The organism is Paenibacillus mangrovi, from assembly GCF_022898935.1.
In the GTDB taxonomy this organism is placed as follows: domain Bacteria; phylum Bacillota; class Bacilli; order Paenibacillales; family Paenibacillaceae; genus Paenibacillus_AQ; species Paenibacillus_AQ mangrovi.
The window spans coordinates 279611-306276 of the sequence record NZ_JALIRP010000004.1; the positions used below are offsets into that span (position 1 = coordinate 279611).

Here is a 26666-nt window from a genome sequence, read left to right on the forward strand (position 1 = left end):
GATTTAAGATCGCATTTGTTATTGTTTATTATAGGAAGCATTTGGAGTTCTGTAAATAGAGAACTTATAAAGTTTTCTGAAAAATCTTAAATTTCTTTTTATTTCTACTTTTGTTATTGAAATGAAAAAAGCCGCATAGCAAAAAACCTTCTTAACTGCCATGGGACAAATAAGGAGGTTTTCCTCTTTTAAAGATGCATGCAATTGTACCAACAGAACCTATCCGCCCTCTTCAATATAATGGATCAGGCGATTCTGCAGCTTGTAGAGCGCATTCTTTCGAAGGCTGTATTCCGTCAAATTCTCTCCTTCAAAATGTGCATATAATGCCCCCGCGCTCCGGAGCTTAGAGATATGATCATGGGTAATTCCCTTTGAAAGCTTCAAATGACTCACAATTTCTGTAAACGTTCGGGGTCCTTGATGTAAAAATCTTAAAATCTTGAGCCGGTTTTTTTCACCCAAACTGCGGAGCAGCCGAAGATCATGTGTAGGAATGACGTCCTCGTCACCTAAATAGATGCATGAATTATAATGACAGATGATTTTATCACCATATTGGCTAACGATATTCAAAGGCTGAAAATGATACTGAGGAACGAGCCATAGCTCTTTGAACCCCGGAAATGGTTTGAACAGCATTCCATTGGTTGTCTCGTCCACAAACGCTTCTCCTTGGATCTCGGTCAGTCGCTGAAGCCTCTCTTTCTTTTCAAGTTGCAGCGCATTTAAAATGGCCGGGTCCACATTCTTATAATATTGTTCATTCCACTGGTGAAACAGGGATAGCATGCTTTTTTGAAAAACCTCAAGTTCATACTGTGGGAATTTATTCCCATTTGCAGCGAAAAGTTCTATCAAATCGTGAATGCTTAACTGCTCAAACCATGTAAGAAAGCCATCAACCCCGAGTCCCTTCGGCACAAGGAAAGCGAGCAGATAGGCTAAGGTCCAATCACCGTTGATCAGCATTCCGTCAAGCGTTTTGGCAAACTCAGGCGTAAGCTTTTCTTTAGTTTCTTGGGCCCACGATGGAGCAAGATCAATTTTTTTATGTGACTTTCGGCATATGTAGGAATGTAGGCTGTTCATAAATTCATGAATGGGTTCGAACTGTAGATCTATGGTATAATCCAATCTGCGTTTCCTCCCTTCGATGTTGTTTGAGTTGTAAAATTGACTCCATTATAACTTGAACTCTTTAAAGAATTCCACTTGTTTCCATCTATTTACTTGGAATTTTACGAAGTGACTGTGCTTTTATACAGTTTATTCGCCTTTACCTGCGACAATTGACATCATACCAAATATACGGAACCGGATTCAACTCATACGAAAAGACACGATGCATATGCACCGTGCCCTATTTTCTATATTATACTTTATGCGCCCGCTTCCTCCACCATCATTTGCGGCTTCAGCAGCTTAATCCTTGATATGCGCTTTTGTTCCGTTTCCTCCACTATGAAAATATGACCATCGAGTTCAGCCGACTGCCCCTTTTGGGGAGGGATCGCTTCGACACGTGAATACAACCAACCGCCAACGGTGTCATAATCTGTCGTATCAAGCTCCAGATCGAATCGATCGTTCACTTCATCAATGAGCATTAATCCGTCAATCGAATATTCATTCTCACGAATCTTTTCAATGCCAGGACGCTCTTCATCAAATTCATCCTGAATTTCACCGACGATTTCTTCCATAATGTCTTCAAGGGTTACAAGCCCGGATGTGCCACCGTACTCATCAATCAGTATGGCAATCTGAGTCTTGCCCCGCTGCATCAGTTTCAGCAGAGCACTGATCTGAATGGATTCCGGTACAGCAAGGATTGGACGAATTAAAGTGCTGTATTCAGTCGCATTGGAACGTAACAAATCCTTAATATGAATAAATCCGATAATATGATCCTTGTCACCATCACAAACAGGATAACGGGTTCTCATGCCTTCGTAAGCAATTTCAAGATTTTCTTCCCGAGGCAACTGCGTGTTCAAACAGATCATTTCCGTACGGGGGATCATAATCTCGCGTCCGGTGGTTTCAACAAAATCAAAAATATTATCAACCAATGCAAGCTCCGTATTGTCAATGAGTCCGTTTTTGTTGCTTTCTTTCATCAGAATCCGAATCTCTTCCTCCGTATGGGCGGAATCAGATTCCGATGCCGGTGCAATGCGCAGCAAACGCAGTAAAGCATTCGCTAGCCCGTTCAAAACCCAGATGAAAGGATACATCAGCTTATTAAAAAACACCATCGGAGCAGCTGACATCAATACGACAGATTCCGCGTTGCGGATCGCCATCGATTTCGGGGCCAGTTCTCCAAGCACTATGTGCAAAATCGTTATCAGCAGAAAAGCGATTGCCACGGCAATTCCGTGAACAGCGGCTTCTCCAAAGCCCAAGGCATGTAACAGAGGTCTAATGAGACTTGCCATGAAAGGTTCTCCCAGCCATCCAAGTCCGAGTGAAGCGAGTGTGATGCCAAGCTGACAAGCAGATAAATAGGCATCCAGATTATTTACGATGCTTTGTGCAAAAACCGCACCTTTGCGTCCTTCATCAACCAGGGTTTCCACACGGCTGCTCCGTATTTTCACCATGGCGAATTCCGCGGATACAAAAAAACCATTTAATAATACCAATACCACTACCCAAATCAAATTTATGAAACTCGGTAAGGGGTCAGCCAATCTTCTTCCTATTCACCGTATTACTTAATCGGCAAATAGGTACACCTCCTTCGTATTGTAAAGTTGTAGACCAATTCAGTCATGTATGAAATGTTCAGCATCAATTTCCCAATGGATCCACCTCCAATCTCTTTGTGTTTTTTAGGTACATATCATTAATTATATAATTATACAGTACACAGTCAAACGTCAGGGTATGACTGAATATTACAGGGACCTGATGTTTTTCTAAGCAAACCTTCGTTTAACAGGCCAAAAGAGCCGCCCCCTGTCATTTATGACAGGAAAGGCGGCCTTTTCAGCTTTTTGCAGATAAAATGATTTATTAATTTGAATTGATCAACGATTAGCGGCCTGGGACAGCGGTTCCTGTAACACCTGGATACTGGTAATTCAGCGGCTCGTTAAATGTGATGTAATCCAGATTCAGTGTCAGCAAGATGATGCGTTGGCCTGTTGTACCGTCTACGATAATAATGTGATCACGCCCAGCTGCTTCAACTATGCCTGTGAATACTTTTGCATTCCACTGCGAGTTATTTTCATAGGTCATGTAAAAGGTCCCCGTCTTGCCGAGGTTCATACGCAAAATATTCTCGATGTAGGATTGCTCGAATTGCGGTGGCGGACCTGGTATAACTGTTCCTCCCGGACCAATCGCACTGCCGCTGGGAACAGGCGGAGGAGTTGTTCCCGCACCACCCATAGTTCCCATTGGCATTCCACTGGGCATGCCCATGCTGCCTCCAGGCATACCCATACTGCCGCCAGGCATACCCATACTGCCACCAGACACACCAGGATATCCGCCTCCCACACCATAACTCACTGGACGAAAAGGATAAGGCATCATTAGATTAAAATCCTCCTTATAAGTACAATTCCATATCAAAACTTACGTATTTCGCTCACATGACAATGGCGCATTCAATAATATACATTCGGACAATCCGAATACTGGGGACTAAAGAAACAGTGAGCCTTATAGCGTCCGGTATTATCCTGGCTGTACCAGGTGGCCGGACATTCGCCAACGGGACGGAAATACCACAGTGAATTCGTCGCTGGCCAATACCTCTCTCCATTAATGCTGCGCTCAGCGAGCCGGATATCCGAATCCCTGGCCTTTTGATAAAAGTAACTCTTCTGCACGGCTTCAAAACCGCCTGGACTTTGGTAAACCATATCTTCGATGGTGCGAATATCTTTGAAATCCATACAGTTACCCAGGACACGGTTCACGCCGACGTTCCCGACCATCAGCATACCTTGATCTCCTTCACCTTCGGCTTCAGCCCTCATCAAACGAGCGAGCAGCTTGGTTTGCTCTGAATTCGTTTTGATTACACCCAAGATCCTACCTCCCCGCAGGATTAATATTCTTTATAAGTGTATGTGCATTCGCCCAGTTGAGTGACAACAAATCTTGACTGCTTGTACATGATTGCGACAGCATTTAATCTCATTTGACAATTTAATAAAAAGCGTTTGAAAGCTTTACACCCCTCTGACTCCACCTTAACACTGCAACCTTATACTTGTAACGAATGGAAAATTCATCCTTAAAGCGAGGTCATTTAGCCCTATGGAGAAAGATATCAGTATTGCTACACCGCTCCCGCGGGAAGCTTCCCGAAGTACAAGCGCTGCTTCGCTCCGGACCAGCCGCTGGAAGGAGAGATCGTTAGCTTATTTCTTTTTGGCCCCATCGCTGATCCTGTTCGGCATTTTCCTGTTTTATCCGCTACTCAAATCGATCTACCTGAGTTTATATCTAACCGATCCGCAAGGCAGAGTGGCTTCTTTCGTAGGTTTAGACAACTTTAAAAATGTGCTGACTTCCGAAATCTTTTACAACAGTCTATTGATCACTGTAAAGTTCATTCTTCTTACGGTACCGACCGGAGTTGCTGTAGCTCTCTTGCTGGCCGCCATTTCGATTCCAAAGCTTAAGCTGACCAAGCTCTTTCAATTCTTCTTCTCGCTTCCGATGGCTATATCGGTAGGTACCGGTTCGGTCATCTGGATGGTGCTGTATCATCCGACGTTAAGTATCCTGAACTATGGACTTAGCCTGCTCGGGATTTCCCCTATTGCCTGGCTGACAGACCCGAAATGGGCTCTCCCGTCCATTGCCTTGATGACCGTATGGCTTAATCTCGGTTTTAACTACATCGTCATGCTAAGTGGTATGCAAAGTGTGCCGGAAGATCTGTATGAGAGCGCCAGAATGGACGGTTCGGGTCCTTTCCGTACTTTCTTCCGCATCACCATCCCTTTAATTTCCCCGTCATTATTTTTTATTAGTGTCGTTTCGATGATCAGTGCCTTTCAGTCCTTCGCCCAAATTAATATTCTGACCAAAGGCGGTCCGATGAACAGCACGGATGTTCTCGTGTATAACATCTATCAGGATGCGTTTATTAATTACCGGTTTGGGATCGGCAGCGCGCAGGCATTGATCCTGTTCGTCCTGATCACGCTGCTGACGATTGTCCAATTCAAATTCGGTGAAAGGAAGGTGCATTACCAGTGAGCATACGTCCCATTAATCAAACGATACTTTATATCCTACTGAGTATTGCCTCCCTGTTCATCTTGTTTCCGCTTCTCTTCACCTTGTCATCTGCATTTATGAGCAGCGCCGAATCAGCTACATACCCTCCTCGGCTGATCCCATCCGGACTGCACTGGGACAATTTTCTTCAGGTCGTTGAGACGGTTCCGGTGATCCGGTTTATAACGAACAGCTTTGTCGTTTCCACCGCCATCATGCTTGGACAATTAATAACGGCAAGTATGGCTGCTTATGCCTTTGCCTTTCTGTGCTTTCCGGGCAAAGCGGTCATCTTCTCGCTGTTTCTATCCACGATGATGATCCCATGGGAAGTCACGATGATTCCCAACTATTTGACCGTGAGGAGCTGGCATTGGATTGATTCGTATCAAGGATTGATTGTCCCTTTCCTGGCTTCTGCTTTCGGCACGTTTCTACTGAGGCAATATTTTCTTCAGCTTCCAAAAGAACTGTTCGAAGCTGCGAAAGTTGATGGCTGCGGGCACCTCCGCATTTTCGTTCAATTGGTACTTCCGCTGTCCGCACCGTCACTGGCTACGCTCGCCGTGTACTCTTTTCTCACCAACTGGAGCAATTATTTGTGGCCGCTGCTAATCACGAATAAAGAGAGCATGCGGACGGTGCAGATTGGTATCAGCATGCTCCAGTTTGAGGAAGTGACTGCCTGGAATGTGGTCATGGCCGGTATTGTTATGATGCTGCTGCCTTCGCTGATATTGCTAATTGTTGGCCTGAAGCCTTTAGTACGCGGGATTACGGCTGGAGCTCTTAAAGGTTAATTCTATTAATTATTAACGTTATGTACCTTACGGTGTGCTCATTATAGGCGCCGCTTGCCGCGGGAAGCCTGTAATTTCACAATAAAACCACTATTTCAAAGGGAGAGAAGAGAAAAAAATGAAACCGTTTGGAAAGAAATCATTGGCCATGCTCCTGCTGTCCTGCATGATGCTGGTTGCATCGGGCTGCGGCTCGAATGGAGCAGCTACCAAAGAGGAACCTGCTGCTGCAGCTCCTGAAGCTCCTAAAACTCCTGCTAAACAAGAAGAACCTGTCAAAGTGGTATGGTGGCATTCCATGAGCGGTGATGTTGGTAAAGCAGCACAGCAGCTGGTGGATGAATTCAATGCCGAGCATAAGGATATCGTCGTTAAGGCTGAGTATCAGGGGAAATACGACGAAAGCCTGAATAAGCTCAAAGCTTCTCTGGGCTCCGACAGCGGTCCTACCATGATCCAGGTATACGAAATCGGCAGCCGTTTCATGATTGACAGCAAAGCGATAACTCCGGTACAGCAATTTATCGATGCCGAAAAATATGACACTTCCAGCCTTGAGCCTAACATTTTGAATTATTATACATTTGATAACAAGCTCTACTCCATGCCCTTTAACACCTCAAACCCGATTCTTTACTATAATAAAGACGCCTTTAAGGCAGCGGGCCTTGATCCTGAAAAACCGCCTGCGACCTATGAGGAAGTGGCTGAAGCCGCCAAGAAATTGACCAAGCCCGGCCAAGCCGGCGGTTCCTTTGCCATTTATGGATGGTTCATGGAGCAACTGTTCGCCAACCAAGGAGCCGAACTCGTAGATAACGGCAATGGACGCACACAACCGGCCAACACTTCCCTTCTGAACAGTGATGCCGGCGTGAAGACGCTCGACTGGTGGAAGAAGATGATTGACGACAAAACCATGCTTAATTTGGGCCGCAAAACGGATGATACCTCCAAGGCATTCGCAGCCGGTCAAATCGCCATGACACTGGATTCCACGGCTTCCTTACGAAGCATTGTTAAATCTGCCGAAGGCAAATTCGAAGTTGGTACGGGATTCCTGCCAAAAGCGGATGCTGGCGTCAAAGGCGGTGTGATCGTCGGCGGAGCCAGCAACTGGATTCTGAATAACCGGCCAGAAGCCGAACAAAAAGCCGCTTGGGAATTTATCAAGTTCTTGGCCGAGCCAAAATCCCAGGCCGAGTGGCATATTAATACCGGTTATTTCCCGATTACACAAAAAGCCTATGACGAGCAAACCGTCAAAGAGAACATGACCAAGTATCCTCAGTTTCAGACAGCAGTAGATCAGCTTCACCAAACTACACCAAGCCTTGCAACACAAGGTGCCGTGATGGGCGTCTTCCCAGAAGCCAGACAACTGACAGAAACAGCGATTGAAGAAGTATTAAACAACAAAAAATCATCTACACAAGCTTTAGAAGATGCAGCTAAAGCCATAACAAGCAAAATCCAAGAGTATAACAAAACCGTTAGCAAGTAAGCAGCACTTAGCAGCACTTAGCACTTAGCAGCACTTAGCAGCACTTAGCAGCACTTAGCAGTACTTAGCAGTACTTAGCAGCACTTAGCAGCACTTAGCAGCACTTAAGCAGCACTTAATCAGCACTTAAGCGGCGTTAAGCCCCCCTTCTGCGTTTATCGAGGAAGGGGGGCTTAATTTGCAATATTTTTGTTTACATAATATTTATTACGTTACTACTCTTTCGAGACTGTGCTGCTATTCGTCAATTCTTCAACTTGCCGGACGATTTGAGAGGCAAAAGCTTTTAATGCATGGATATCTATAGCAGCATCATACGCTTCCCATGCCTCGTCCCGGATCCGCTTCACATCTGACAAAATAGCGATTGAGCTTTTCATGGAAGATGCATATCTTCCGCGAATTTCCGAGATTTCTTCAGCATATGCCTCATCTGTGCCTTCATGGATCGCCAGCTCGTATACGTCGAGGATGCTGTCACCTTCACGGCTCGGAAAATGCTCATGCGGTGCTGTACTGTCGAAAATAGCCAGACTCAGCTCCGGAAAAATGAGCATATCGAGGCTGTTTGGATCAAAGCCGCAGTGATAAATCTCGGTATCGATGCCTCTTGCTTCCGCTTCCTTCGCAAGCTTTTTGAACATAGTGGATTTGCCGGAGCCGGGACGCCCCTTCACAAAAATACGGGTACGCAGTGATTCCGTTAAGTTAGGCACATAATCTACAGCGCCCTGACAGGTTGCTGCACCCAGAAAACGACGTGTGATCTTCGCTTTTTTAGTGGAAATCGGAATCAGATACTCATCCGCAAACTCGGAAGTAATCTGGTTAGCTTCCTCCCGGTCTAAATTATCGATATAGAACTTTTCCCACTCATCATGAATACGGAGTGTTCTTAAGAAAGAGTCATAAGCATTTTTGTAAAGTGAAGCCATCTCCTGCTCCTCAGCTTCTGTTCCCTCCTCCGCTTCTTCCAGAAGCTCATCTCGGAGAGCTTGGCTAATATCCAGAATTCGGAGTTCCGTTCCTTCCAGTATAGGATCCGCACTCCATGCATTTCCGTCGATAATAGCAATACGTGCTTCTTCAAGAATGATCCCTTCAAGCCGATTATGATCCAGCGCTTCATGTATATAATGCTTGGTCCAATTCGTATCCTCCCATGCTTCTGCCAATTCACTCAGCAGCTGAGAAGTTCCAGATCCGCTCCGGCCATTGATCACAAACACGGTATCGAGTCCACTTAACACAGAGTCATACAAAGTATACAAACCCGCAGCTGTATTTCCGCGTGCAAAATAATGCTTGATCTGACCTGCCATTCAAGTTCACGCTCCTTCATTTTCCTCAAATGCCAACACCTTATGTTATGCGCTCTGGCTTTTCTATGTGAATGCCTAGATGGAATCTGACTCGGGACACAAAAAGAGAGCCCCTATCCATCTCCGGTATGAGCTGATAGGGGCCTGAAATATGATTCATTAACTTATGGTTTGGCGTTTTTCCAATAAGAATAGGCATGCACAACATTGCCCGTATACGAAGGAGAACTCTTCAACAGATCTGGGAGCTTCGCCAGCTCTCCCTCCATGTACTGCGCTCCTTCTTCGTAGAAGGTAATATGATTCCCTTCACGACTTTCCTTCATTTCTACCGAGAGCAAGATCGGTTTGCCCAACTCATTCGCAAAGGCGATTTCTTCCTTCGACACGTTGACGATACCGTTTGAACCGCCTGCTTTATCCCGGAATGCCATTAACGACACATGATCCATACGATTAATCATCCATTTGCTTAGCGAAATATCCTCGCCGGGAGCCTTGTACTTATCGAGCCATACGGCCAAATCCATGCTGGCCTGCAGGTTGGAATCCTTTTTCAGCTCGGTGACAAAAGCGTCAAGGTTCGATGTCCACTGCGCAATGACCCCCTGTGGATCACTCCTCCATTCCGGCAGCACATAAGGCTCGATATCCAAATGTATGCCGTGAAAACGCTCATCTCCTTGGACTGCCCGGTTATAATCTTTTACATACTTGACCAGCTTCATCATTTTCGGCCGGTTTTCCTGTAAAGCCCAAATCGGATGTCCTCCCATGGCATGCACTTCAATCCCGGCCGCAGAGGCTTGTTTCACAAAGGAACTGTAAGCGCTGAACGGCTGCTGGAGATCCAGGCGGACGTACAGCCAATTGAGATTCTTTTCTTTGGCAAAATCGAGTATTTCCTGACCATTCTGCAGCACTTCATTAGCATCCCAAATGTACGTACCTCTCACGATTTGATCCCGGTTGACAGGATCCGCATCCGGTACCCTGTCGCCGGCTCCCGGATCTGGATCAGGTGTAGGATCTGGGTTAATCGGAGGATTCGGATCCGTTCCGGGCTGTTCCCCTCCGGGATCTGTACCTCCTCCTCCACCGCCGCCAGGCATGTTCTCCCAGTTCCGGAAATCATGAATAGCGATCCCGGCAAAGGAAGCATGCGAACTCAGTTCGCCTGACAATTGCCTGAGAGATTGGTTCATCTGATCTTTCCCGCGCCCATAGAAGCTCGTATGTGCTTCCCCAGGCATTTCCTTGGTATTGACGGCAACCAGCACTTGTTTGCCCAATCGGTCGGCAAGAGCAAGCTCATCCTTCGACAGATAAACGATGCCATGCTCAGTATCCACTTCATTGCGGTATGCGAGCACCGTCACATGATCAAAAGAATTCATCAACCATTCGTTCAAGCTGCCTCCCTCTGAAGTTTTGGTATCATCGAACCAAAAAGGGATATCGATTCCGAGCTCTAGCGAACTGCCGGAGGTCTTGGCAAGAAATGCCTTCAGGTTGCTTTCCCAGGAACTGATTACTGCTTGCTTATTCGTGTTCCACTGAGGAAGGACGTAAGGCTCTATGTCGAGATGGATGCCATCAAACTGGTTCTCTGGCGACACGCTCGCATTGTAATTCATGGTCCAATCCGCTAGACCGAGCATTCGGTCCTGATGCTCCTGAAGTGCCCATCCGGGATCACCGCCTAAGGCATGGACAGCAATTGCCTCCTTATGTGCATTCTGAATAAACGTTTCATAGGTTGCTTTAGGTAAATCCCGATTGATTTGTAAGTAGATCAGATTAATGCCTTCCTGCCGAGCAAAATCAAGCAGATGTCCTCCACCATCCTCGATCAGTTCGGTTTGCCATACCCACGTCGCCTTTACTCCCTGGGCCGGAGACTGAAAGCCCACCAAAAGCGAAGCGGCCAGAATCAGCAAGCCTGCAAGCCATCGAGAATTTTTAACAATCATAATTTCCCTCCATTCCTATGCGAGGGCTTAGGCAGCCCTCAAGTCTATAAAAAGAACCAAAGTTTGTGCCATCTTCATCTCTATTTTATTTGATGTATTGAGATGTCGTGCATTGTGGCTTTAGCTCAATTTATATCGTAAACGGAGTTATTATAGCATTGATCCCACAAAAAAAGATGAGCCCATGTCCTTATAGGACGTGCTCATCTCCTTCTCCGAAACTTTTCTCTGCACAAAAGGAACTATTCCGGATATGGAAGTATTATCCTTTTGTCCTTCAATAGAGAAATTATGGAATACAATAGGGCCAACTACTCAGGAGTAAAGTTACGGTTCGTAAATCATTTTACGGGTCATCCCGCCATCCACAACCAAATGCGTCCCGGTTACGAAGGTATTGTCCGGATCTGCCAAATATAGGCAGGCCCTAGCGATATCATCCGGTTTGCCTACTCGTCCCGCCGGGTGCTGTTCATGGTCAGCCTTCCCCAGGGTCTCGTAATGCTGGGTTTCAATCCAGCCCGGGCTAATACAGTTCACACGAATTCCGTCCACTCCAAGCGAGATAGCCATGGCATGAGTGAGCGCCACGATGGCCCCTTTGGAGGCGGCATAGGCCTCAGTATCCGGCTCGGACATCAGGGCACGGGTAGACGCCATATTAATGACTGCCCCGGAACCTGCATGCTTTTTCATATAACGGGCCGCCTCCCGGGTTGCAAGAAAACAGCTTCTCACATTGGTATTTAAAATATCATCCCATTCGTCAACGGACAACTCATAAGGTGATTTCCAGCGGGAGATCCCAGCATTGTTAATCAGGACATCAATCTTTCCGTACTCGTCTTCTGCAGTCTTCATCAGATTCTTAATCTCATCCTCCTTGCGTACATCACAAGGAATGAAGACTGCTTGTCCCCCTTCATTTCGGATCGCAGCTGCCGCGGCAGCACCCTGTTCTTCATTCATATCGCCCATGACCAGTAGAGCACCTTGCTCCGCGAAGGCCTTGGCGACACCGTATCCGATCCCTTGTGCCGCTCCAGTTACAACGACCACGATATTCTCAAACGACATGTTCCATTCCTCCTTGTTCAATCTACTGCTTCTACTTTAAATTCACCGGGGGCTTGAATCAAGAACACTTGATAACAACAGAAAGACCACACCCTAAAGGATGCAGCCACTAAGTCAAAAATAAGGTGACATCAATAATCGCGATACCGTGCCCCCGGCTGAGCTTCATTCCCGAAACGCATATGACGTTCAAAGCCTTTAAACCGGGTTCCCTGAAATGTAAGCTTACCTAGATCTCCTTCGGCACATATACCGTACTGCTGCCCGTCTACATGAAATTCCATGCGGTCGCCGCTCTCCACCTCAAAAGTAATGAAGTAGGTTGTATTGGTATGACTGGACATATAATCGTTAGGCTCATGATGATGATGCTGTTTAATTTCCGTTCGCTTACTGACAATCCTTGAATCAACAGTGAGAACAGGCTGATTATTATTCCGCCCCCACTGCATCAATCCTCTGCCGGCAGACAAGACGATGATCCCAATAACGACTACAAAAAAGATCGGCATAACTTTACCGAAGAAATCAAACATCCAAAATGAATCTCCTGGCATGCTTCTCCCTCCTCTTTTGACTATAGAGTGGATGATGCATCGTTCTTAAGCGGGCCTGTTCATAACATGTATATGCAGTATGTATGACAAAAAAACCTCCACTTCGCTTTTCAGCTCGTGGAGGTTTCAGGAGGAGCAGCTTTTTATCTTACGCATGAACCTGGTCCAGTAGATAGCGGGTTTCATCCATCTGTTGTTCATCCAGAAGTCCTTGTGCACCCCAGCATTCTCTGCATTTTTCTTCTGTGTCACAGGTACAGGCATGCTCGCAGTTGTAGCAGAATTGAAGCAGGTATTCCGTTGTTTTTTCTTCATTAAAGTTTGTCATGGTTCTCACTCCCGTTGTTTGATAAGCTCTTCTTACACTCTTAGAATAGCATAATCTGCACCTATATATTGTGATTTATTTCACATTTAATTTAAAATTTTATTTTTTTAGTCCGTCTACATCCTGTTAGAAAAAAAGTGGAGAACCATCGTTCTCCACCCTGCTTATAACACCTTCCATGTCACTCCACCATCGATCGTCTGGAGCAGCCGAGAGCTTTTCTTCTCCGTATTCTGAACCAGCATCCATCCGACCTTGGATGAGGTAAACTGAAGCTTTACAACCTCAGGATACTCCTGAAGCATTTCTCTAATCATCTGGTTATCCGAAACTACGGACCAGGTCTTCCCTTGATCTACCGTGTGATATAGCACGCTGTCGATGAGTGCCCAGCCTTCGCTCGCGCTAATAAAAGATGGTCGTAGGGACTGATTAAGGCCCCCGCTTTTGCCTAATCCAAAATTGACGAAATTCCAAGTAGTGCCGCCGTCTTTAGTAAAATACCCGTTATACTTGGTCGTATCCCCAACCTTGCAACCAATCGGCATATAACCGCTTTGGTGATCTGAACCAAAAAACAGTGGGTTATCCGATACATAAGATTCGCAATTTTTTAATTTTTCTTTATTGAAAAATTCCGGACCAGCACTCCACTTATTCCCTCCGTCAAGGGTTCTGTAGAGCTTGGGGTCGCCAAGCTCTTGGACTGCAGCATATCCTGTCTTGGAATCCACAAAGGATAACCCTAGCGTGTAACCTAGGTGCGGAATAGGACTCGTAACGCTTGATTTTTGCGGATTATACTCTGTATTTTGCATAACAACGTTCCATTCCGCTCCCCCATCATCTGTTCGATACAGCACCTTTAGCTCTTTACCCGGAGTCGAATCCTTGGTAGTCATCAGCCAGCCGCGCTGCGGCGAGATAAAGGTAAGTGCAGATACTTTTTCTTTCTGAGGAATGGATGCAACATCCCAGGATTGTCCTCCATCACTCGTATGAAGAACAATCGTCTCGTTCATCCCGGCCGGATCGCGTACAATCCACCCGTTCATCGGATCTGTAAAATAAATATCTTTTCCATACCGTGGATTTGCGGGAAACTGCACATTGGATGAAGGGGATATATTTACCCATGTTTTTCCATTATCTTCCGTCATATACAAACGCAGTTCATTGCGTGTTAATCCCCAAGCGATCCCTACTGTGTCACTAAGCAGCTGAAAATCCGTAAGCTTAGTTTGAATCTGATACTTGCCTGAATCCTTCGTACTTTGTCTAATGGTGGACGGAGTAACCACGGTCAATGTCTGGCCCTGATCAGCTGTAGCTTCTGTAGAATCCTGAATGGCAGTAGCTGTCTGGGGCTCTGCTGTCTGTTCTCCACCGGAAGAACAAGCACTCAAAAATACACTGAACAGTAAAGTGATCCCAGCAAGCTGTTTGTACCATTTCATTCTAGTTCCTCCTCTCCTGGAGACAGCTTGTCCTGTAAAAAGAAAACCTCCAAATCAAATAATATAACATAATCAGGGGTTCGCGCCAGTTTAGGCTGAGAAAAGGAATGGAATGCTAGCAAAATTGCTTTTTATTTTCCATTAGATTCATTGTTTAGTAAACTATGCTTTCTACCATATATAAAATAAATCAGCACGCCTATTGCCATCCATATCAGAAAACCAATCCAAGTAATCAACTGTAAATTCAACATCAAATAAAAGCATGCTGCGGCGCTCAGAATCGGTAAAAATGGCACCCAAGGCACCTTAAAGCCTGACTTAAGCCCTAACTTGTTCTTACGTAGCGCAATAATACCGAAGGAAACGACGGTAAAAGCAAACAAAGTTCCAATACTCGTCAAATTCGCCAGCTTGTTTAATGGTACAAATCCGGCCAAAAGTGCGATGAGCGTCCCTGTCACCCAGGTGCTTTGCGTTGGCGTTTGGGTTTTTTCGTTTACTTTCGAAAGCTTCTTCGTCAAGAGGCCGTCTCGCGAAATCGCAAACAGCAGCCGCGTCATACCGAACAACATGACCAGCAAAACTGTTGTCATTCCCGCAATGGCGCCTATGGAAATGAATCCAGCTAATGTATTTTGATTTACAAACCGCAGAGCGAATGCGACCGGATCTCCCACGTTCAGTTGCGTATAAGGCACCATCCCTGTTAACACCAAAGAAACAGCGATGTACAATACGGTACAGATGGCCAGTGATGAGATAATCCCGATCGGAAGATCACGTTGCGGTCTTTTGACTTCTTCCGCAGCTGTTGCAACGGCATCAAATCCTATGTAAGCGAAAAATACTGTTGCCGCTCCATTAATAACTCCACTTATGCCAAAAGGAAGAAATGGCGACCAGTTCTCAGGCTTGACATAAAAGGCGCCAACTCCGATAAATAACAGCACGATTACCAGCTTGACGATGACCATAATACTGTTAAATCGGGCAGCTTCTTTGACACCCTTGTTCAGCAAATAAGTAACGACATAAATTATGATAACTGCAGGCAGGTCAATGAACGATCCTTTGGAAGGATCATAAGCCCCCGATATGGCAGCTGGCAGATGAATTCCGAATCCGTCTAGCAGCCCTATGAAATAGGATGACCAGCCGCTCGCGACAGACGCTGACGCCACTCCGTACTCAAGGATCAGATCCCATCCCAGTACCCATGCGATAATTTCACCAAATACTACATAACTGTAAGCGTAGGCACTTCCTGACACAGGGACTGTGGAAGCAAATTCCGAATAACAGATTGCAGATAATACGCAGGCAATCGCAGCAATCATAAACGAAAAGATTAGACCTGGCCCAGCATGAACAGCGGCAGCTACTCCAGTCAGAACAAAAATTCCTGTTCCGATAATGGCTCCTACCCCCAGCGCGGTTAAATCCAGCGCACCCAGCGTTCTGTTCAGCTTCCCAGCATTTTCACCCATGCTTTCAACCGTTTTTTTACGAAAAATATCCATTGTGATCTCTCCTCGACGCTTTCTTCTTAACTTTAAACGGTTAAAGCGATTATTAGTTCACGAAATTTAATTATGAACTTAAAAATATTTTTTTGTCAATGTATCATTTCGAGGAAATCACTTACATGTACAATATGTGGCTACAATAAAAGACTCCCAGAAATCTATTGGTTTCCCACATGGGATCCTTATAGATTCTGGGAGTGCTTATGTTCAGTATATTCGCTATCCGGATTACTGCTTTACCCATGCGGTTTGCAGATCCATTTCCCTAATGCATTCGGAATTGTCATGATGATCATTGCCGATAAGCGGTGTGACGGGATAAGCCTCCATGTCGTGATCCGAATATGTCTGAAGAAGCGAGCTTAATGAATGGAAAGCATTATTTTCTTCATTGAGCCAACCCTTCATGGCTTCCTCAGGTAAAATGGCCGGCATCCGGGATTCCTCATAATTTCCGATCAGACGGTTGGCGTCTGTCATAACCAGCGTACAGGTCCGAATCGGCTCTCCTTTATAGCCCTTCCAGATTTCATACAAACCCGCAACGCCGAACATGCCGCGGTCTTTCATCACCACTCGCACCGGGTGCATTTTCTTGCCTTCCTTTTTCCAATAGTACAATCCGTTGCAGGGAATGACGCAGCGCTGTTTTTCGATCATTTTGCGGTACGAAGGATTCTCTCTAACGGTTCGCAGATCCGCGTTCACGGCGTCCCTGCCCCAGTAAGGGATAAATCCCCAGCGGAATTCATCCAGCACGCGTTCTCCATTCTGCTGAAGAAGCACGGGAGCGGACTGGGTTGGGCTAATATTGTATCGGTTTTTGTAATAATACATTACACGGTCAACTTGAAAATGCTCCAGCACAACCGGCAAGTCGGCGGCCATGGAATAACGCTGGCACATGCAAATCACCCTCCTCAAAGTAGCGTTAGTGTCCACCAATAGGAGGAAAATTATGCATGCGAAGCTGTTAGCTTTTATCGAACACAAACGAGTCCCCTTCAATAATGACCGCATACCTATCTCTCAGCTTGGTCAAGTGAATTTTGTCCCCGAAATCGGCCAGATAACCTTTCACATAGGTGTCACCGAGCTTAAATTTGATCTCAATCTCCGGTTTGATTTCCACGATCCGGCTGGCTGCCTCGTAGACCTGTTCAGGTTCCTATTTTTCCTGGATATCCCGCTTGTCACTGGCCGCCCAAAGCTCGAACTGTTTCTCCTCTATTTCATACATCTGTTATCAATTTTAAAAAGGCAGCACAACCTCAAGTCGCGAAATGGCCTCTTCTTTTTCTTTGCTGGTGACATGTGTATATACAGTTGTCGTCTGAATGGACGAGTGTCCTAGCAGTTCCTGTACCGTTCTAAGATCCGCACCCTTGCGCAGAAGCATCGTGGCGAAGGAATGGCGGAGCTTATGGCTCGAATACGGGAGGCGCTGCCGCTGCGGCAGTTCCGATTGGTAACGTTCAAAAGTATCTGCGGCAATTTGCTGGATGTTGCGGATTGAGATCCGCTGTCCCTTTTGCGAAATAAAAAGCGCATCTTCCTTCTTAAGCCAAGGCGTGATCCGTTCCTGGATCGCCCGGTCCAGCATCATTCCTACCGCTTCAGGCACCGGGAGCGTTCTCCACTTCCTGCCTTTGCCATACACGTCAAGCGTACGCCGCTCTCTATTATAATCCGTCAGGTTTAATGTGTGTACCTCTCCAACCCGAAGACCCATATAAGCCATCAGCAAAAATACCGCGAGGTTGCGAGAGCGATATTTCCCTTCTACGCTTTCGAGAAAACGCGGCAGCTGCTGCTCATCCAAATAAACAGGCGTACGGTTCTTTTCCGTTTTGGATTTCTTAATGCCTGCCGCCGGATTGACAGTCAACATTTCGAGCTCCATCAGCGCTTTGAAAAAGCAGTTGACAGCCGCATGCTTCCGGTTTCTTGTCGCATCACTTACGCCCTGTTCCCTGACGGAGGACAGATAGGACATCACATGGATTTTTTTAACCTGCTCAAGCTCTTTATCTCCGATCGAATCGAGAAATTGGGATACATCTCCAAGGTAGGATTTTTGGGTGTGCGAAGTATATCCGGCATCCTTCAACCAGATCAGAAATGCTTCCGTATATTCCTCATAGCTGTCTTTCACGTCACTCATCCGGCAGTCCTCCTCGAAATGATGTTCAATGATTAAAAAATGCCTAACTAAAGGCTGTATAACTCGTCCTGAATCGACATTTAAATCGATCTGAAGCAAAACTGCGTATAATTTATGTTATGCGCAGTTTTTTGGGAGTTCTTTTATTGTATCATATCGGCCTTTTTTTTGGGGATATTGTCCAGTAACATTTAAATACGAACTTCTATAACATTCGCCTCGAAGTAAGCCAATTAGTTCGTATTTATGAGTCACAGTTTTTGAATTAATTCGGAGTTAAGTCGTTATTGACAATGTACTTAAACAAGGATATCATCAAATATGAAAGTAAGTACTTGCATTAAAACGAGGTGATTTCATGAGCACTAATCAAACTACAAGCGATAAAATTTTGAAGGCAACCATCGACCTCATGGCTGAAAAAGGTTATGACGGTACGACCACCAAGGAAATCGCCCTTGCTGCAGGAGTGAACGAAGTCACCATATTTCGGCATTTCGGAACGAAAGAGAACATGCTTGAGGCCGCGTTCAATCGTTTTCATTATGCAAATGAGATGACAAAGCTTTTTAGTGATGGTCTTAATGGGAATCTGTACGAGGACCTTCTTACGCTCAGCCGAACGTACCATAAGATCATGAATCAGAACAAAAAATTAATTTCAATAGCTCTAAAAGGAAGCAGTAATCTCCCTAATGCGGTTCTTCAGGAAGCTGCTCGCAGCCCTAAGCATTTGAAAAACCTGTTGTCCAATTATCTGGTGTCCATGTCTGAACAAGGCAAAGTCATCGTTACAAATCCTCAAATGCAGGCAATGTCGTTCATGTGGATGAATTACGGCGCGTTCATCAGCAGACTTCACGAGAATGAAGCGAACTCGGAAGACTCATTGAACGAATTTATTGAAGAAAGCGTACGTATATTCACCAAAGCATTAACCCCCTAGTTTTTGTAATGATTCCTCGTAGAGACTGCTCCGAATAGGAGCTTTTCTTTTCCACTTAATGCAAGTATGTACTTGCACACACTTTTTAGAAGGAGCGATCCGCCATGTTTACAGATTCTAGACAGAAAAAAGGTCAGATTTTAATGCGATTAATGATGTTTACCTGCATGATTTCATCGATGAGCGCTCTTATGTTTAATGTTGTGCTACCACAAATCAGCGAAGAGTTCCATCTCACCCTTGCTCAGGTAAGTTGGCTGACATCCTCTTATACGCTTATCTATGCTTTTGGAACCGTGACTTATGGGAAACTGGCGGACAGATTCCAACTGAAGAGTCTGCTCACATTCGGAATGACACTTTTTGCGGCGGGATCTCTCATCGGGCTTGCTTCCCAAACATTCGGTATCGCACTTCTCGCAAGGTGCCTGCAATCTGCAGGGGCATCGGTGGTTCCAGCCATTTCTCTGATCATCCCCGTACGCTATTTTGCACCTGAGAAAAGAGGCTCCGCAATCAGCATGTCAACCGTCGGGATTGCACTTGGAAGCGCATTAGCTCCCGTCATATCCGGGATTGTCGTCAGCTATTTGAACTGGCACTGGCTTTTTCTCCCTCCCCTGCTGATGTTAGCGCTTCTTCCTCTGTATCGAAAATATTTGGAGGATGAACCAAAAGGTGCTCCCAAAACATTCGATTGGCTTGGCGGAGGTCTTCTCGCTTCTACGATTTCCTTACTTCTGCTTGGAGTTACAAATCAAACCTGGTGGTACTTGATTGCAGGCTTGGTGACTCTGCTCCTCTTCATTGTCAGAACCCAGACGGCCAAAGAACCGTTCATTCAACCTAGGCTGTTTCAAAACAAAGCGTATACTATTGCGCAGACACTGGCTTTTCTCATCGCCAGCATCGGAACATCCTTATTCATCTTAACGCCGATTCTGTTTGCGCAGGTTTATCACCTGGATTCCAATTGGATCGGTTTCGCAATGGTCCCAGCGGCAATCGCTTCTTCCATTCTAGGAAGAAAAGGCGGGAAACTAGCGGATCTAAAGAGCAATACTTATCTGTTCTCCGTTGCTTCTAGCTCCATTATTACTTGCTTTGTCTTGCTGTCCATCTTTACGGGGACCATCTCGCCACTATGGATTTCATTGTTTCTGATCTTCGGTAACGTAGGACAATCTTTCATACAAATTGCAATGTCCAATACATCCTCAAGAACGCTCTCGAAAGATCAGGTAGGTGTAGGGATGGGATTATACTCAATGATCAGCTTTATTGCCCAAGGAGTCGCCACCAGCGTGTACGGATTGGTAGCTACGCAAAGTTCATCGGTAAGTTGGAATCCTCTGCATTCCGATTCTGACAGTTCTCTGTTCAGCAATACGTATCTCGTACTTGCCGTACTGCATGTAGGTATCTTATTGTTCTACCGCTTGCAATTCCGCACAAGGAATTCAGGCGTTTCTATAAAATCTTCTGCAAATCAAAATTAAGGAGATGGGAACATTGGGAAGAATTGCCCAGCCCCTTGACACCGCGGGTGTAATTGTGTTCCTCGCTAGCGACGATAGCCGTTTTGTGACCGGTAATTATACTTCAAATACTAGGAGGCGTTTCAATCATGGAATCGAAAATGTCAAAACCACTGGCAACAAACAGCGTCGAACTCACAGATACCTCGATCCGGCCATTCCGGATCACTATCCCTCAAAGTGATCTCGATGATCTGCAGGCTCGTCTGACCCGCACCCGTTGGCCTGACGAGCTGCCGGGCACAGTAGGTAAATATGGAGTATCACTTGAATATATGAAGGAGTTAGTGGAATATTGGCGCAACTCGTACGACTGGCGTAAGCATGAGAAACAATTGAATGAGTACCCGCAGTTTACCATTACGATTGACGGTACAAATGTACATTTCTTGCATGTTCGGTCGCCCGAACCGGATGCGATGCCCCTTATTCTTAACCACGGCTGGCCTGGTTCAATCTTGGAGTTCTTGAATGTGATTGATCTGTTAACCAACCCGCGAACTTATGGCGGCAATCCGAGCGATGCCTTTCATCTTGTTATTCCGTCTATGCCGGGTTATGGTTTTTCCGGACCCACAAATGAGACTGGATGGGATGTACATCGTATCGCTCGAGCATGGATACAGTTAATGGACCGATTGGGTTATGACAATTACGCTGTACATGGTGGTGATTTCGGATCCGTAGTTGCACTCAATATGGGGCAACAGGCACCCGATCATATTTGCGGCATTCACTTGAACTTTCTGCCAATGGCACCGTCCGGAGACCTTAGCGACCTATCCGAAGAGGATAAGGCTAGGATTGCAAAATTGGAAAGCTATTTAGCTGCGCCAGCGGGCCATAAGGTTATTCAATCAACTCGGCCTCAAACCTTAGCCTATGGGCTCACCGATTCGCCTGTCGGACAGCTGGCTTGGATCGCTGAGAAGTTCACCGAGTGGTCGGATCCGATTCGATCAATTGATAGAGATCTTTTGCTTACGAATGTAATGTTATATTGGCTCTCGGGAACTGCCGCATCTTCTTCCAGGCTTCATTACGAGTCGGCCACTATTAAAAGACAGAAAAAACCTTGCTCCGTACCAATAGGAATAGCCGTTTTTTCATATGACTTATTCCTTCCGGTACGGCGTCTCGCTGAGAGACAGTATAATATTGTGCACTGGAGTGAGTTCGACTGCGGCGGTCACTTTGCAGCCATAGAGGCTCCCGACTTGTTATCTGCAGATATTAAGACATGCTTCCGACGTTTTAGGTAAATTAGCGTATTAAACGATGCCAACATGCACGTCTGCTTGATTTTATTTCACTCGGTCATATTTCCGCATATCGCTATCTTTCCGAAGTCACCTTTCCCTTCGATCATGAATAACTTGTTTTATGAAAAAAAGCTGTTGACATTTTCAAACGTATCGGTGTACTATTTCCCTGTAAAACATATGACCTCGTTCGGTGAGGCTCCTATACAAACAGAGGCCACTGCCCGGAAACATCGAAAGATGCCAATGGGTAGAACAGGAATTGCCGGATTAAGGCTTTTCTTAAGGTGGCTAAGGGAACATGCATCTCTTTACGTTGTATAGTGCTAAAGCTCGACTAGGGGGAACCGGTGAAGAGTGCTTTTTTTGGCGCGCTTTTTATGTGATCCCTCTAGGCGAAATCCTGGAGGGATTTTTGATTTTATTTTGAAAGGGGTGATTATTCACATGGACAGTAGTCCCCATAGGCAAAGAACTATATTTAACCGACAATGTCCTGTGAAGAGCAGGAACTCGTTTTCTGGATCACCCCGCGTGAACAACTTTCCAAATTTGTCCAAATATTGTATTCGGACAGGTTTATTTAAGTGCGTTTACGTCCGGTAGTATCCAGTAAATAACGAGTTCCGAAGCCATCGGCTCTCCTTCCAGGGAGAGTTTTTTTGTGTCTAAATACGAAGGTGGAGGAATGAGCCATGAAAAACAACAAAACAATGGAACAAACCAATAGAGAGATCAGTGAGCGTCTCATTGATTCATCTTATTGCCTTGCAGAAGATCTTCTTACCGAGCTTGGATCGTCAAATGCTGGTTTGAGTGATGCGGATGTCAAGGAAAAACGCGATCAGTTCGGAGATAATCAAATTGCGCACGAAAAGCCGCCTGCTTGGTACGTCCAGCTGCTTAGCAGCTTTAAGAGTCCCTTCATTCTCATCCTGCTCGCGCTGGATATTTTCTCTTATTTTACGGATGATCTTACGGGTGTGCTTGTAATCAGCACCATGGTTACGGTCAGTGTTCTAATTACGTTCACCCAGGAATTCCGATCCATTCGAACCGTTGAAAAACTAAAGGAGATGGTTAGAACCACCACGACCGTTACCCGTAATGGATCCAAAGAGGAAATTGATATGCAGGAGCTGGTGCCTGGTGATATTGTCCATCTGTCGGCAGGCGATTTGGTTCCGGCAGATGTCAGACTGCTGTTGTCCAAGGATCTTTTCGTCAGTGAATCTGCCCTTACCGGTGAAGCACTGCCTGTAGAAAAGGAAGAATCTCAGTGGGCCAATCACAGATCGATGAAAACAACGCGTCCGCGGACAGCAAACGCACTTGAACTTGGAAACATCTGTTACATGGGTACAAATATCATCAGCGGTTCGGCTACAGCTGTTGTCATATCTACGGGTGCTTCCACCTATTTCGGTTCCATGGCCAAAACATTAACCGGCAAGCGTCCGATCACAAGCTTTGAAAAGGGCGTGAACAGTGTAACGTTCGTTCTCATCCGTTTCATGCTGATCATGGTCCCTATTATTTTCTTTATCAACGGTTTTACCAAAGGTGACTGGTGGGATGCTCTCCTGTTCGGGCTTTCGGTTGCAGTGGGTCTTACTCCAGAAATGCTCCCTGTCATCGTGACGACTAATCTGGCCAAAGGCGCTGGCGTCATGTCCCGCAATAAAGTTGTCGTTAAACGGTTAAACGCAATTCAAAATTTTGGAGCGATGAACATCCTGTGTACGGATAAAACAGGAACGCTCACCCAAGATAAAATCATTCTCGAAAAATATATGAATGTTCATGGGGATGAAGATCTGAAGGTACTCGAGTATGCTTATTTGAACAGCTTTCATCAAACAGGACTTAAAAATTTATTGGATGTTGCCGTATTGGAGCATGTAGAGCTGACAGAGGTGCTTGGAGCAGAAAAAAAATTTACGAAAATCGATGAGATTCCTTTTGACTTTAACCGCCGCAGAATGTCCGTCGTTCTGGAGAAAAGCGGTAACGGCCATGTTCTGATTTGCAAAGGAGCGATTGAGGAAATTATCAACGTGTGCACCCATGTGCTGGATCAAGGAGAGACGCTGGAGTTAACGCCTCAGCTCGCCCATAAAGCCAAGCAAATGGTGCATGAACTGAACAACGAAGGACAGCGTGTCATTGCCGTTGCGATCAAAACCGTTTCACCCAAGGCAGAGTCATATGGCAAGCAAGACGAGTCTGAACTTACGCTTGTCGGTTATGTCGGATTTATTGATCCGCCTAAAGAAACATCCAAAACTGCAATTCAGGCTTTAAAGCGTAATGGCGTGGATATTAAAGTACTAACTGGTGATAATGCTGCGGTAACGCGTAAAGTATGCAAAGATGTCGGTCTGCATGTGGATCGAATCGTGCTCGGCAGTGAGATTGATCATTTGAACGAAAAAGAGCTTGCCGATTTGGCGGAACAGACGACCGTATTTGCCAAACTGAATCCAATGCAAAAATCCAGAATTGTCAGAGCGCTGCAATCCAAAGGTCATACCGTAGGGTTTATGGGAGATGGAATTAATGATGCTGCTTCACTACGGGATGCGGATGTCGGCATTTCGGTCGACACAGCGGTTGATATTGCCAAAGAGTCTGCAGACATCATTTTGTTGGAAAAAAGCTTGATGGTTCTCGAGTCCGGCGTAATTGAAGGACGGTTGACGTTTGGCAATATTATTAAATATATCAAAATGACTGCCAGTTCAAACTTCGGTAATGTATTTAGCGTCATGGGCTCAAGCGTCTTTCTGCCGTTTCTTCCTATGCTTCCAATTCATTTACTCATTCAGAACTTGTTTTACGACATTTCTCAGCTTTCGATCCCATGGGATCGCATGGATGAAGAATTCCTGAGAAAACCTAGAAAATGGGATGCCAAATCTGTAGGAAGATTCATGCTGTTTATCGGCCCAATCAGCTCGATTTTCGATTATGCCACTTTCTTTTTGATGTATTTCATTTTTGCGGCAAACACACCTGCCACCCAGTCTTTATTCCAATCCGGTTGGTTTATTGAAGGTCTCCTGTCGCAAACCTTGATCGTACACATGATTCGTACAGAAAAGATACCATTTATTCAAAGCAGAGCCAGCTTGCCTGTACTTCTGTTGACGAGCATCATCATCATTGTCGGAATCTACATTCCATTCAGTGCTTTCGGGGCCAGTGTAGGACTGCAGCCATTGCCGCTCTCCTACTTCCCTTGGCTTGCTGGCATTCTGCTTGGCTACTGCTTCCTGACACAGACGATCAAAAAATGGTATATCCGCAAGTTTCAAGAATGGCTCTAAAATACAAATGCCCGGCCTGATATTCAGGCTAGGCATTTTTTTCTTCATATTTATATGGATTTATTCATAGCGAAGACCCTGCGAAAGATCTGTAAGCCGCTGTTGATCTAATATCAGAACAGTATCCCCTTCCCTACGGATGATCCCCTGCTCGGACAATTTTAAAATAACCCGATTTAAATGCCTGAATGTCGTGCCAATCAAATCTGCGATTTCCTGCGTGTTCGTCGTTCGAATTTCCTTGCCGAATTCATTTTCCTCCTGCAGCGTGGTCATCAGATAACTGGCAAAACGGTTTTCGACCGAGGCTAATAAGTTTACGCGCGACGCCGTTGTGCAAGTCTGAAGTTTATATGTGACATGCCTCAGCAAGGACATCAGGAACTTCGGATCACTTATAAGATGATTATTTATGTATGTAAAAGGCACCGCGACACAACACGTTAGGCCAACAGCTTCAACCTGGGATTGTACGGGAACTTTTTGAATGAGCTCGATGTCTCCGATGATCGCAAATGGCTCGCAAAAACGAAGAAGCAGCGCTTTTCCTGTCTGCACGCTGGATGAAATTTTCACTTTGCCTTCCACAAGAAACAAAATGGCATCCATCTGTTCGCCTTCTTGCAGCACTAGCTCTTCTTCCTCATAGCAGCGCAGCTCGAAAGGAATGCCATCTGGTGATGTAAACAGATTTCGAATGTCGAATTTCTGCATTTTAGATTGCAAAAGTGGAGTATCATGGATGATTTTCATAATAGAGTTGTCCTTTCAGGACATCCGTCCTTTTCTTTGCTCCTATGGCCGCTTATGATAAAATCAAAAACAGCAAGGATGTGCGATATGAAATTCGTGTTTGATCTGGATGGTACGATTTGTTTTCAGGGAAAAGCACTCAGCAGCGTTATCGTAAAAGCATTGGACGAGTTGACGCGGCACGGACATGACGTTATTTTTGCTTCTGCACGCCCGATTCGTGATCTGCTCCCTGTTCTTCCCACGCATATGCATGCTTATCCGATGGTTGGTGGGAACGGTGCATTTGTCGCTAAAGATAAGAATATCATTTCAACCGTTCATTTTGAAGAAGATGTGAAGAATCAGCTTCTTACGATTATTGAAGAGCATGATCTGAAATACTTGATCGACAGCGAATGGGATTATGCCTATACCGGTAGTGAAGATCATCCGATCAGACGCAATGTTGATCCAGAGAAGCGGGCAAACTTGATTCCTTTGGCTTCGATGGGGACTATTATTAAGATCGTTTTGCTCGAAATCCAAGGCGCCGAACATCAGCTGATATTGGACAAGCTCTCGGCATTGCCGGTCGTCGTGCATCAGCATGGAAACGAAGCCATTCTGGATATCAGCCCACGAGAGATCGATAAGTGGAGCGGACTGAAGAAGCTGGGACTGGAAGACCAATCCTATGTGGCTTTCGGAAATGATGCGAATGATTTAACGATGTTCCAGCATGCCCACACATCTGTCATGATTGGAAGCCATAAAGAGCTGGGAAGCTTTGCGACGGAGCAAAGTCCAGCGGATGAAGCGCTTATTGCTGAAAGATTGCTTGCTTTTTGTAAACAAAATGAATGTATGAAGCATTAAGAACTCAAAAAGG

General features: G+C 45.5%; 22 protein-coding genes, 1 pseudogene and 1 riboswitch. Of the genes and pseudogenes, 8 read left to right on the top strand and 15 right to left on the bottom strand.

Annotated features, from left to right (window positions below):
* Nucleotides 1–219 precede the first annotated feature (219 nt).
* The 4 genes from MUG84_RS11975 to MUG84_RS11990 form a co-directional block, all read right to left on the bottom strand.
* On the bottom strand, nt 220–1137 hold the full coding sequence (locus tag MUG84_RS11975; protein WP_244725247.1) for an ArsR/SmtB family transcription factor: 918 nt from the start codon (nt 1135–1137) through the stop codon (nt 220–222).
* Between the two features lie 245 nt (nt 1138–1382).
* Nucleotides 1383–2699 carry a hemolysin family protein gene (locus MUG84_RS11980; RefSeq protein ID WP_244725248.1) on the bottom strand — a complete coding sequence of 439 codons (1317 nt, stop codon included), beginning with the start codon at nt 2697–2699 and terminating at the stop codon, nt 1383–1385.
* A 346-nt stretch (nt 2700–3045) separates the two neighbouring features.
* On the bottom strand, nt 3046–3480 hold the full coding sequence (gerQ, locus tag MUG84_RS11985) for a spore coat protein GerQ (RefSeq protein WP_425313219.1): 435 nt from the start codon (nt 3478–3480) through the stop codon (nt 3046–3048).
* A gap of 146 nt (nt 3481–3626) precedes the next feature.
* On the bottom strand, nt 3627–4052 hold the full coding sequence (locus MUG84_RS11990; protein ID WP_280521279.1) for a cell wall hydrolase: 426 nt from the start codon (nt 4050–4052) through the stop codon (nt 3627–3629).
* 232 nt (nt 4053–4284) lie between these two features.
* Here MUG84_RS11990 and MUG84_RS11995 point away from each other — a divergent pair, with 232 nt between their 5' ends.
* The 3 genes from MUG84_RS11995 (at nt 4285) to MUG84_RS12005 (ending at nt 7560) form a co-directional block, all read left to right on the top strand.
* A complete protein-coding gene (locus tag MUG84_RS11995) occupies nt 4285–5235 on the top strand; it encodes a carbohydrate ABC transporter permease (protein ID WP_244725249.1) in 951 nt (316 codons plus the stop codon).
* Nucleotides 5232–6056 (top strand): carbohydrate ABC transporter permease, encoded by an 825-nt coding sequence (locus MUG84_RS12000; RefSeq protein ID WP_244725250.1) that lies wholly within the window; start codon nt 5232–5234, stop codon nt 6054–6056. Before MUG84_RS11995 ends, MUG84_RS12000 begins: the two co-directional genes overlap by 4 nt.
* A 118-nt stretch (nt 6057–6174) precedes the next feature.
* Nucleotides 6175–7560: an ABC transporter substrate-binding protein gene (locus MUG84_RS12005; RefSeq protein ID WP_244725251.1), complete on the top strand. Its 1386-nt coding sequence runs from the start codon at nt 6175–6177 to the stop codon at nt 7558–7560.
* 215 nt (nt 7561–7775) lie between these two features.
* Here MUG84_RS12005 and MUG84_RS12010 read toward each other — a convergent pair whose 3' ends face one another.
* The 10 genes and pseudogenes from MUG84_RS12010 to MUG84_RS12055 all read right to left on the bottom strand — a co-directional run bounded on the left by MUG84_RS12010 (nt 7776) and on the right by MUG84_RS12055 (nt 17967).
* The gene (locus MUG84_RS12010; RefSeq protein ID WP_244725252.1) at nt 7776–8882 is read right to left on the bottom strand and encodes a hypothetical protein; all 1107 of its coding nucleotides are present in this window, start codon (nt 8880–8882) and stop codon (nt 7776–7778) included.
* 164 nt (nt 8883–9046) lie between these two features.
* Nucleotides 9047–10855 carry a hypothetical protein gene (locus MUG84_RS12015; protein WP_244725253.1) on the bottom strand — a complete coding sequence of 603 codons (1809 nt, stop codon included), beginning with the start codon at nt 10853–10855 and terminating at the stop codon, nt 9047–9049.
* A gap of 327 nt (nt 10856–11182) precedes the next feature.
* A complete protein-coding gene (locus tag MUG84_RS12020; protein WP_244725254.1) occupies nt 11183–11932 on the bottom strand; it encodes an SDR family NAD(P)-dependent oxidoreductase in 750 nt (249 codons plus the stop codon).
* Nucleotides 11933–12063: 131 nt separating this feature from the next.
* On the bottom strand, nt 12064–12489 hold the full coding sequence (locus MUG84_RS12025) for a DUF2500 domain-containing protein (RefSeq protein ID WP_244725255.1): 426 nt from the start codon (nt 12487–12489) through the stop codon (nt 12064–12066).
* A 148-nt stretch (nt 12490–12637) separates the two neighbouring features.
* Nucleotides 12638–12817, bottom strand: a complete 180-nt coding sequence (locus MUG84_RS12030; RefSeq protein ID WP_244725256.1) for a hypothetical protein — start codon at nt 12815–12817, stop codon at nt 12638–12640.
* Between the two features lie 164 nt (nt 12818–12981).
* Nucleotides 12982–14274, bottom strand: a complete 1293-nt coding sequence (locus MUG84_RS12035; protein ID WP_244725257.1) for a WD40/YVTN/BNR-like repeat-containing protein — start codon at nt 14272–14274, stop codon at nt 12982–12984.
* Nucleotides 14275–14405: 131 nt separating this feature from the next.
* Nucleotides 14406–15797, bottom strand: coding sequence for a branched-chain amino acid transporter BcaP (bcaP, locus tag MUG84_RS12040; RefSeq protein WP_244725258.1), 1392 nt, complete (start codon nt 15795–15797; stop codon nt 14406–14408).
* Between the two features lie 234 nt (nt 15798–16031).
* Nucleotides 16032–16709, bottom strand: coding sequence for an SOS response-associated peptidase (locus MUG84_RS12045; RefSeq protein WP_244725259.1), 678 nt, complete (start codon nt 16707–16709; stop codon nt 16032–16034).
* Between the two features lie 73 nt (nt 16710–16782).
* Nucleotides 16783–17031, bottom strand: a pseudogene (locus MUG84_RS12050) (DUF3898 domain-containing protein); the annotation flags it as partial.
* Nucleotides 17032–17055: 24 nt separating this feature from the next.
* Complete coding sequence (locus MUG84_RS12055; RefSeq protein WP_244725261.1) at nt 17056–17967, bottom strand: tyrosine-type recombinase/integrase; 912 nt, start codon at nt 17965–17967, stop codon at nt 17056–17058.
* A 358-nt stretch (nt 17968–18325) separates the two neighbouring features.
* On the opposite strand from MUG84_RS12055, the gene MUG84_RS12060 reads away from it, so the two are divergent.
* The 4 genes from MUG84_RS12060 (at nt 18326) to mgtA (ending at nt 25042) form a co-directional block, all read left to right on the top strand.
* A complete protein-coding gene (locus MUG84_RS12060; protein WP_244725262.1) occupies nt 18326–18913 on the top strand; it encodes a TetR/AcrR family transcriptional regulator in 588 nt (195 codons plus the stop codon).
* Between the two features lie 104 nt (nt 18914–19017).
* A complete protein-coding gene (locus MUG84_RS12065) occupies nt 19018–20412 on the top strand; it encodes an MFS transporter (RefSeq protein ID WP_244725263.1) in 1395 nt (464 codons plus the stop codon).
* A gap of 128 nt (nt 20413–20540) precedes the next feature.
* Nucleotides 20541–21713, top strand: coding sequence for an epoxide hydrolase family protein (locus MUG84_RS12070; protein ID WP_244725264.1), 1173 nt, complete (start codon nt 20541–20543; stop codon nt 21711–21713).
* Between the two features lie 178 nt (nt 21714–21891).
* A riboswitch (M-box (ykoK) riboswitch) is annotated at nt 21892–22065 on the top strand.
* Between the two features lie 361 nt (nt 22066–22426).
* Nucleotides 22427–25042, top strand: a complete 2616-nt coding sequence (gene mgtA / locus MUG84_RS12075; protein ID WP_425313220.1) for a magnesium-translocating P-type ATPase — start codon at nt 22427–22429, stop codon at nt 25040–25042.
* Nucleotides 25043–25102: 60 nt separating this feature from the next.
* Here the strand turns inward: mgtA and MUG84_RS12080 are convergent, their stop codons facing one another.
* The gene (locus MUG84_RS12080) at nt 25103–25795 is read right to left on the bottom strand and encodes a cyclic nucleotide-binding domain-containing protein (protein WP_244725266.1); all 693 of its coding nucleotides are present in this window, start codon (nt 25793–25795) and stop codon (nt 25103–25105) included.
* Nucleotides 25796–25882: 87 nt separating this feature from the next.
* Here MUG84_RS12080 and MUG84_RS12085 point away from each other — a divergent pair, with 87 nt between their 5' ends.
* A complete protein-coding gene (locus MUG84_RS12085) occupies nt 25883–26653 on the top strand; it encodes an HAD-IIB family hydrolase (protein ID WP_244725267.1) in 771 nt (256 codons plus the stop codon).
* Nucleotides 26654–26666: the final 13 nt, after the last annotated feature.

Coding starts and splice junctions, on each gene's coding strand:
- gerQ (WP_425313219.1), bottom strand. CDS start 3,480: ATGGGTATGCCTGGCGGCAGTATGGGTATGCCTGGAGGCAGCATGGGC.
- MUG84_RS11995 (WP_244725249.1), top strand. CDS start 4,285: ATGGAGAAAGATATCAGTATTGCTACACCGCTCCCGCGGGAAGCTTCC.
- MUG84_RS12005 (WP_244725251.1), top strand. CDS start 6,175: ATGAAACCGTTTGGAAAGAAATCATTGGCCATGCTCCTGCTGTCCTGC.
- MUG84_RS12010 (WP_244725252.1), bottom strand. CDS start 8,882: ATGGCAGGTCAGATCAAGCATTATTTTGCACGCGGAAATACAGCTGCG.
- MUG84_RS12015 (WP_244725253.1), bottom strand. CDS start 10,855: ATGATTGTTAAAAATTCTCGATGGCTTGCAGGCTTGCTGATTCTGGCC.
- MUG84_RS12020 (WP_244725254.1), bottom strand. CDS start 11,932: ATGTCGTTTGAGAATATCGTGGTCGTTGTAACTGGAGCGGCACAAGGG.
- MUG84_RS12025 (WP_244725255.1), bottom strand. CDS start 12,489: ATGCCAGGAGATTCATTTTGGATGTTTGATTTCTTCGGTAAAGTTATG.
- MUG84_RS12030 (WP_244725256.1), bottom strand. CDS start 12,817: ATGACAAACTTTAATGAAGAAAAAACAACGGAATACCTGCTTCAATTC.
- MUG84_RS12035 (WP_244725257.1), bottom strand. CDS start 14,274: ATGAAATGGTACAAACAGCTTGCTGGGATCACTTTACTGTTCAGTGTA.
- bcaP (WP_244725258.1), bottom strand. CDS start 15,797: ATGGATATTTTTCGTAAAAAAACGGTTGAAAGCATGGGTGAAAATGCT.
- MUG84_RS12045 (WP_244725259.1), bottom strand. CDS start 16,709: ATGTGCCAGCGTTATTCCATGGCCGCCGACTTGCCGGTTGTGCTGGAG.
- MUG84_RS12055 (WP_244725261.1), bottom strand. CDS start 17,967: ATGAGTGACGTGAAAGACAGCTATGAGGAATATACGGAAGCATTTCTG.
- MUG84_RS12060 (WP_244725262.1), top strand. CDS start 18,326: ATGAGCACTAATCAAACTACAAGCGATAAAATTTTGAAGGCAACCATC.
- MUG84_RS12065 (WP_244725263.1), top strand. CDS start 19,018: ATGTTTACAGATTCTAGACAGAAAAAAGGTCAGATTTTAATGCGATTA.
- MUG84_RS12070 (WP_244725264.1), top strand. CDS start 20,541: ATGGAATCGAAAATGTCAAAACCACTGGCAACAAACAGCGTCGAACTC.
- mgtA (WP_425313220.1), top strand. CDS start 22,427: ATGGAACAAACCAATAGAGAGATCAGTGAGCGTCTCATTGATTCATCT.
- MUG84_RS12080 (WP_244725266.1), bottom strand. CDS start 25,795: ATGAAAATCATCCATGATACTCCACTTTTGCAATCTAAAATGCAGAAA.
- MUG84_RS12085 (WP_244725267.1), top strand. CDS start 25,883: ATGAAATTCGTGTTTGATCTGGATGGTACGATTTGTTTTCAGGGAAAA.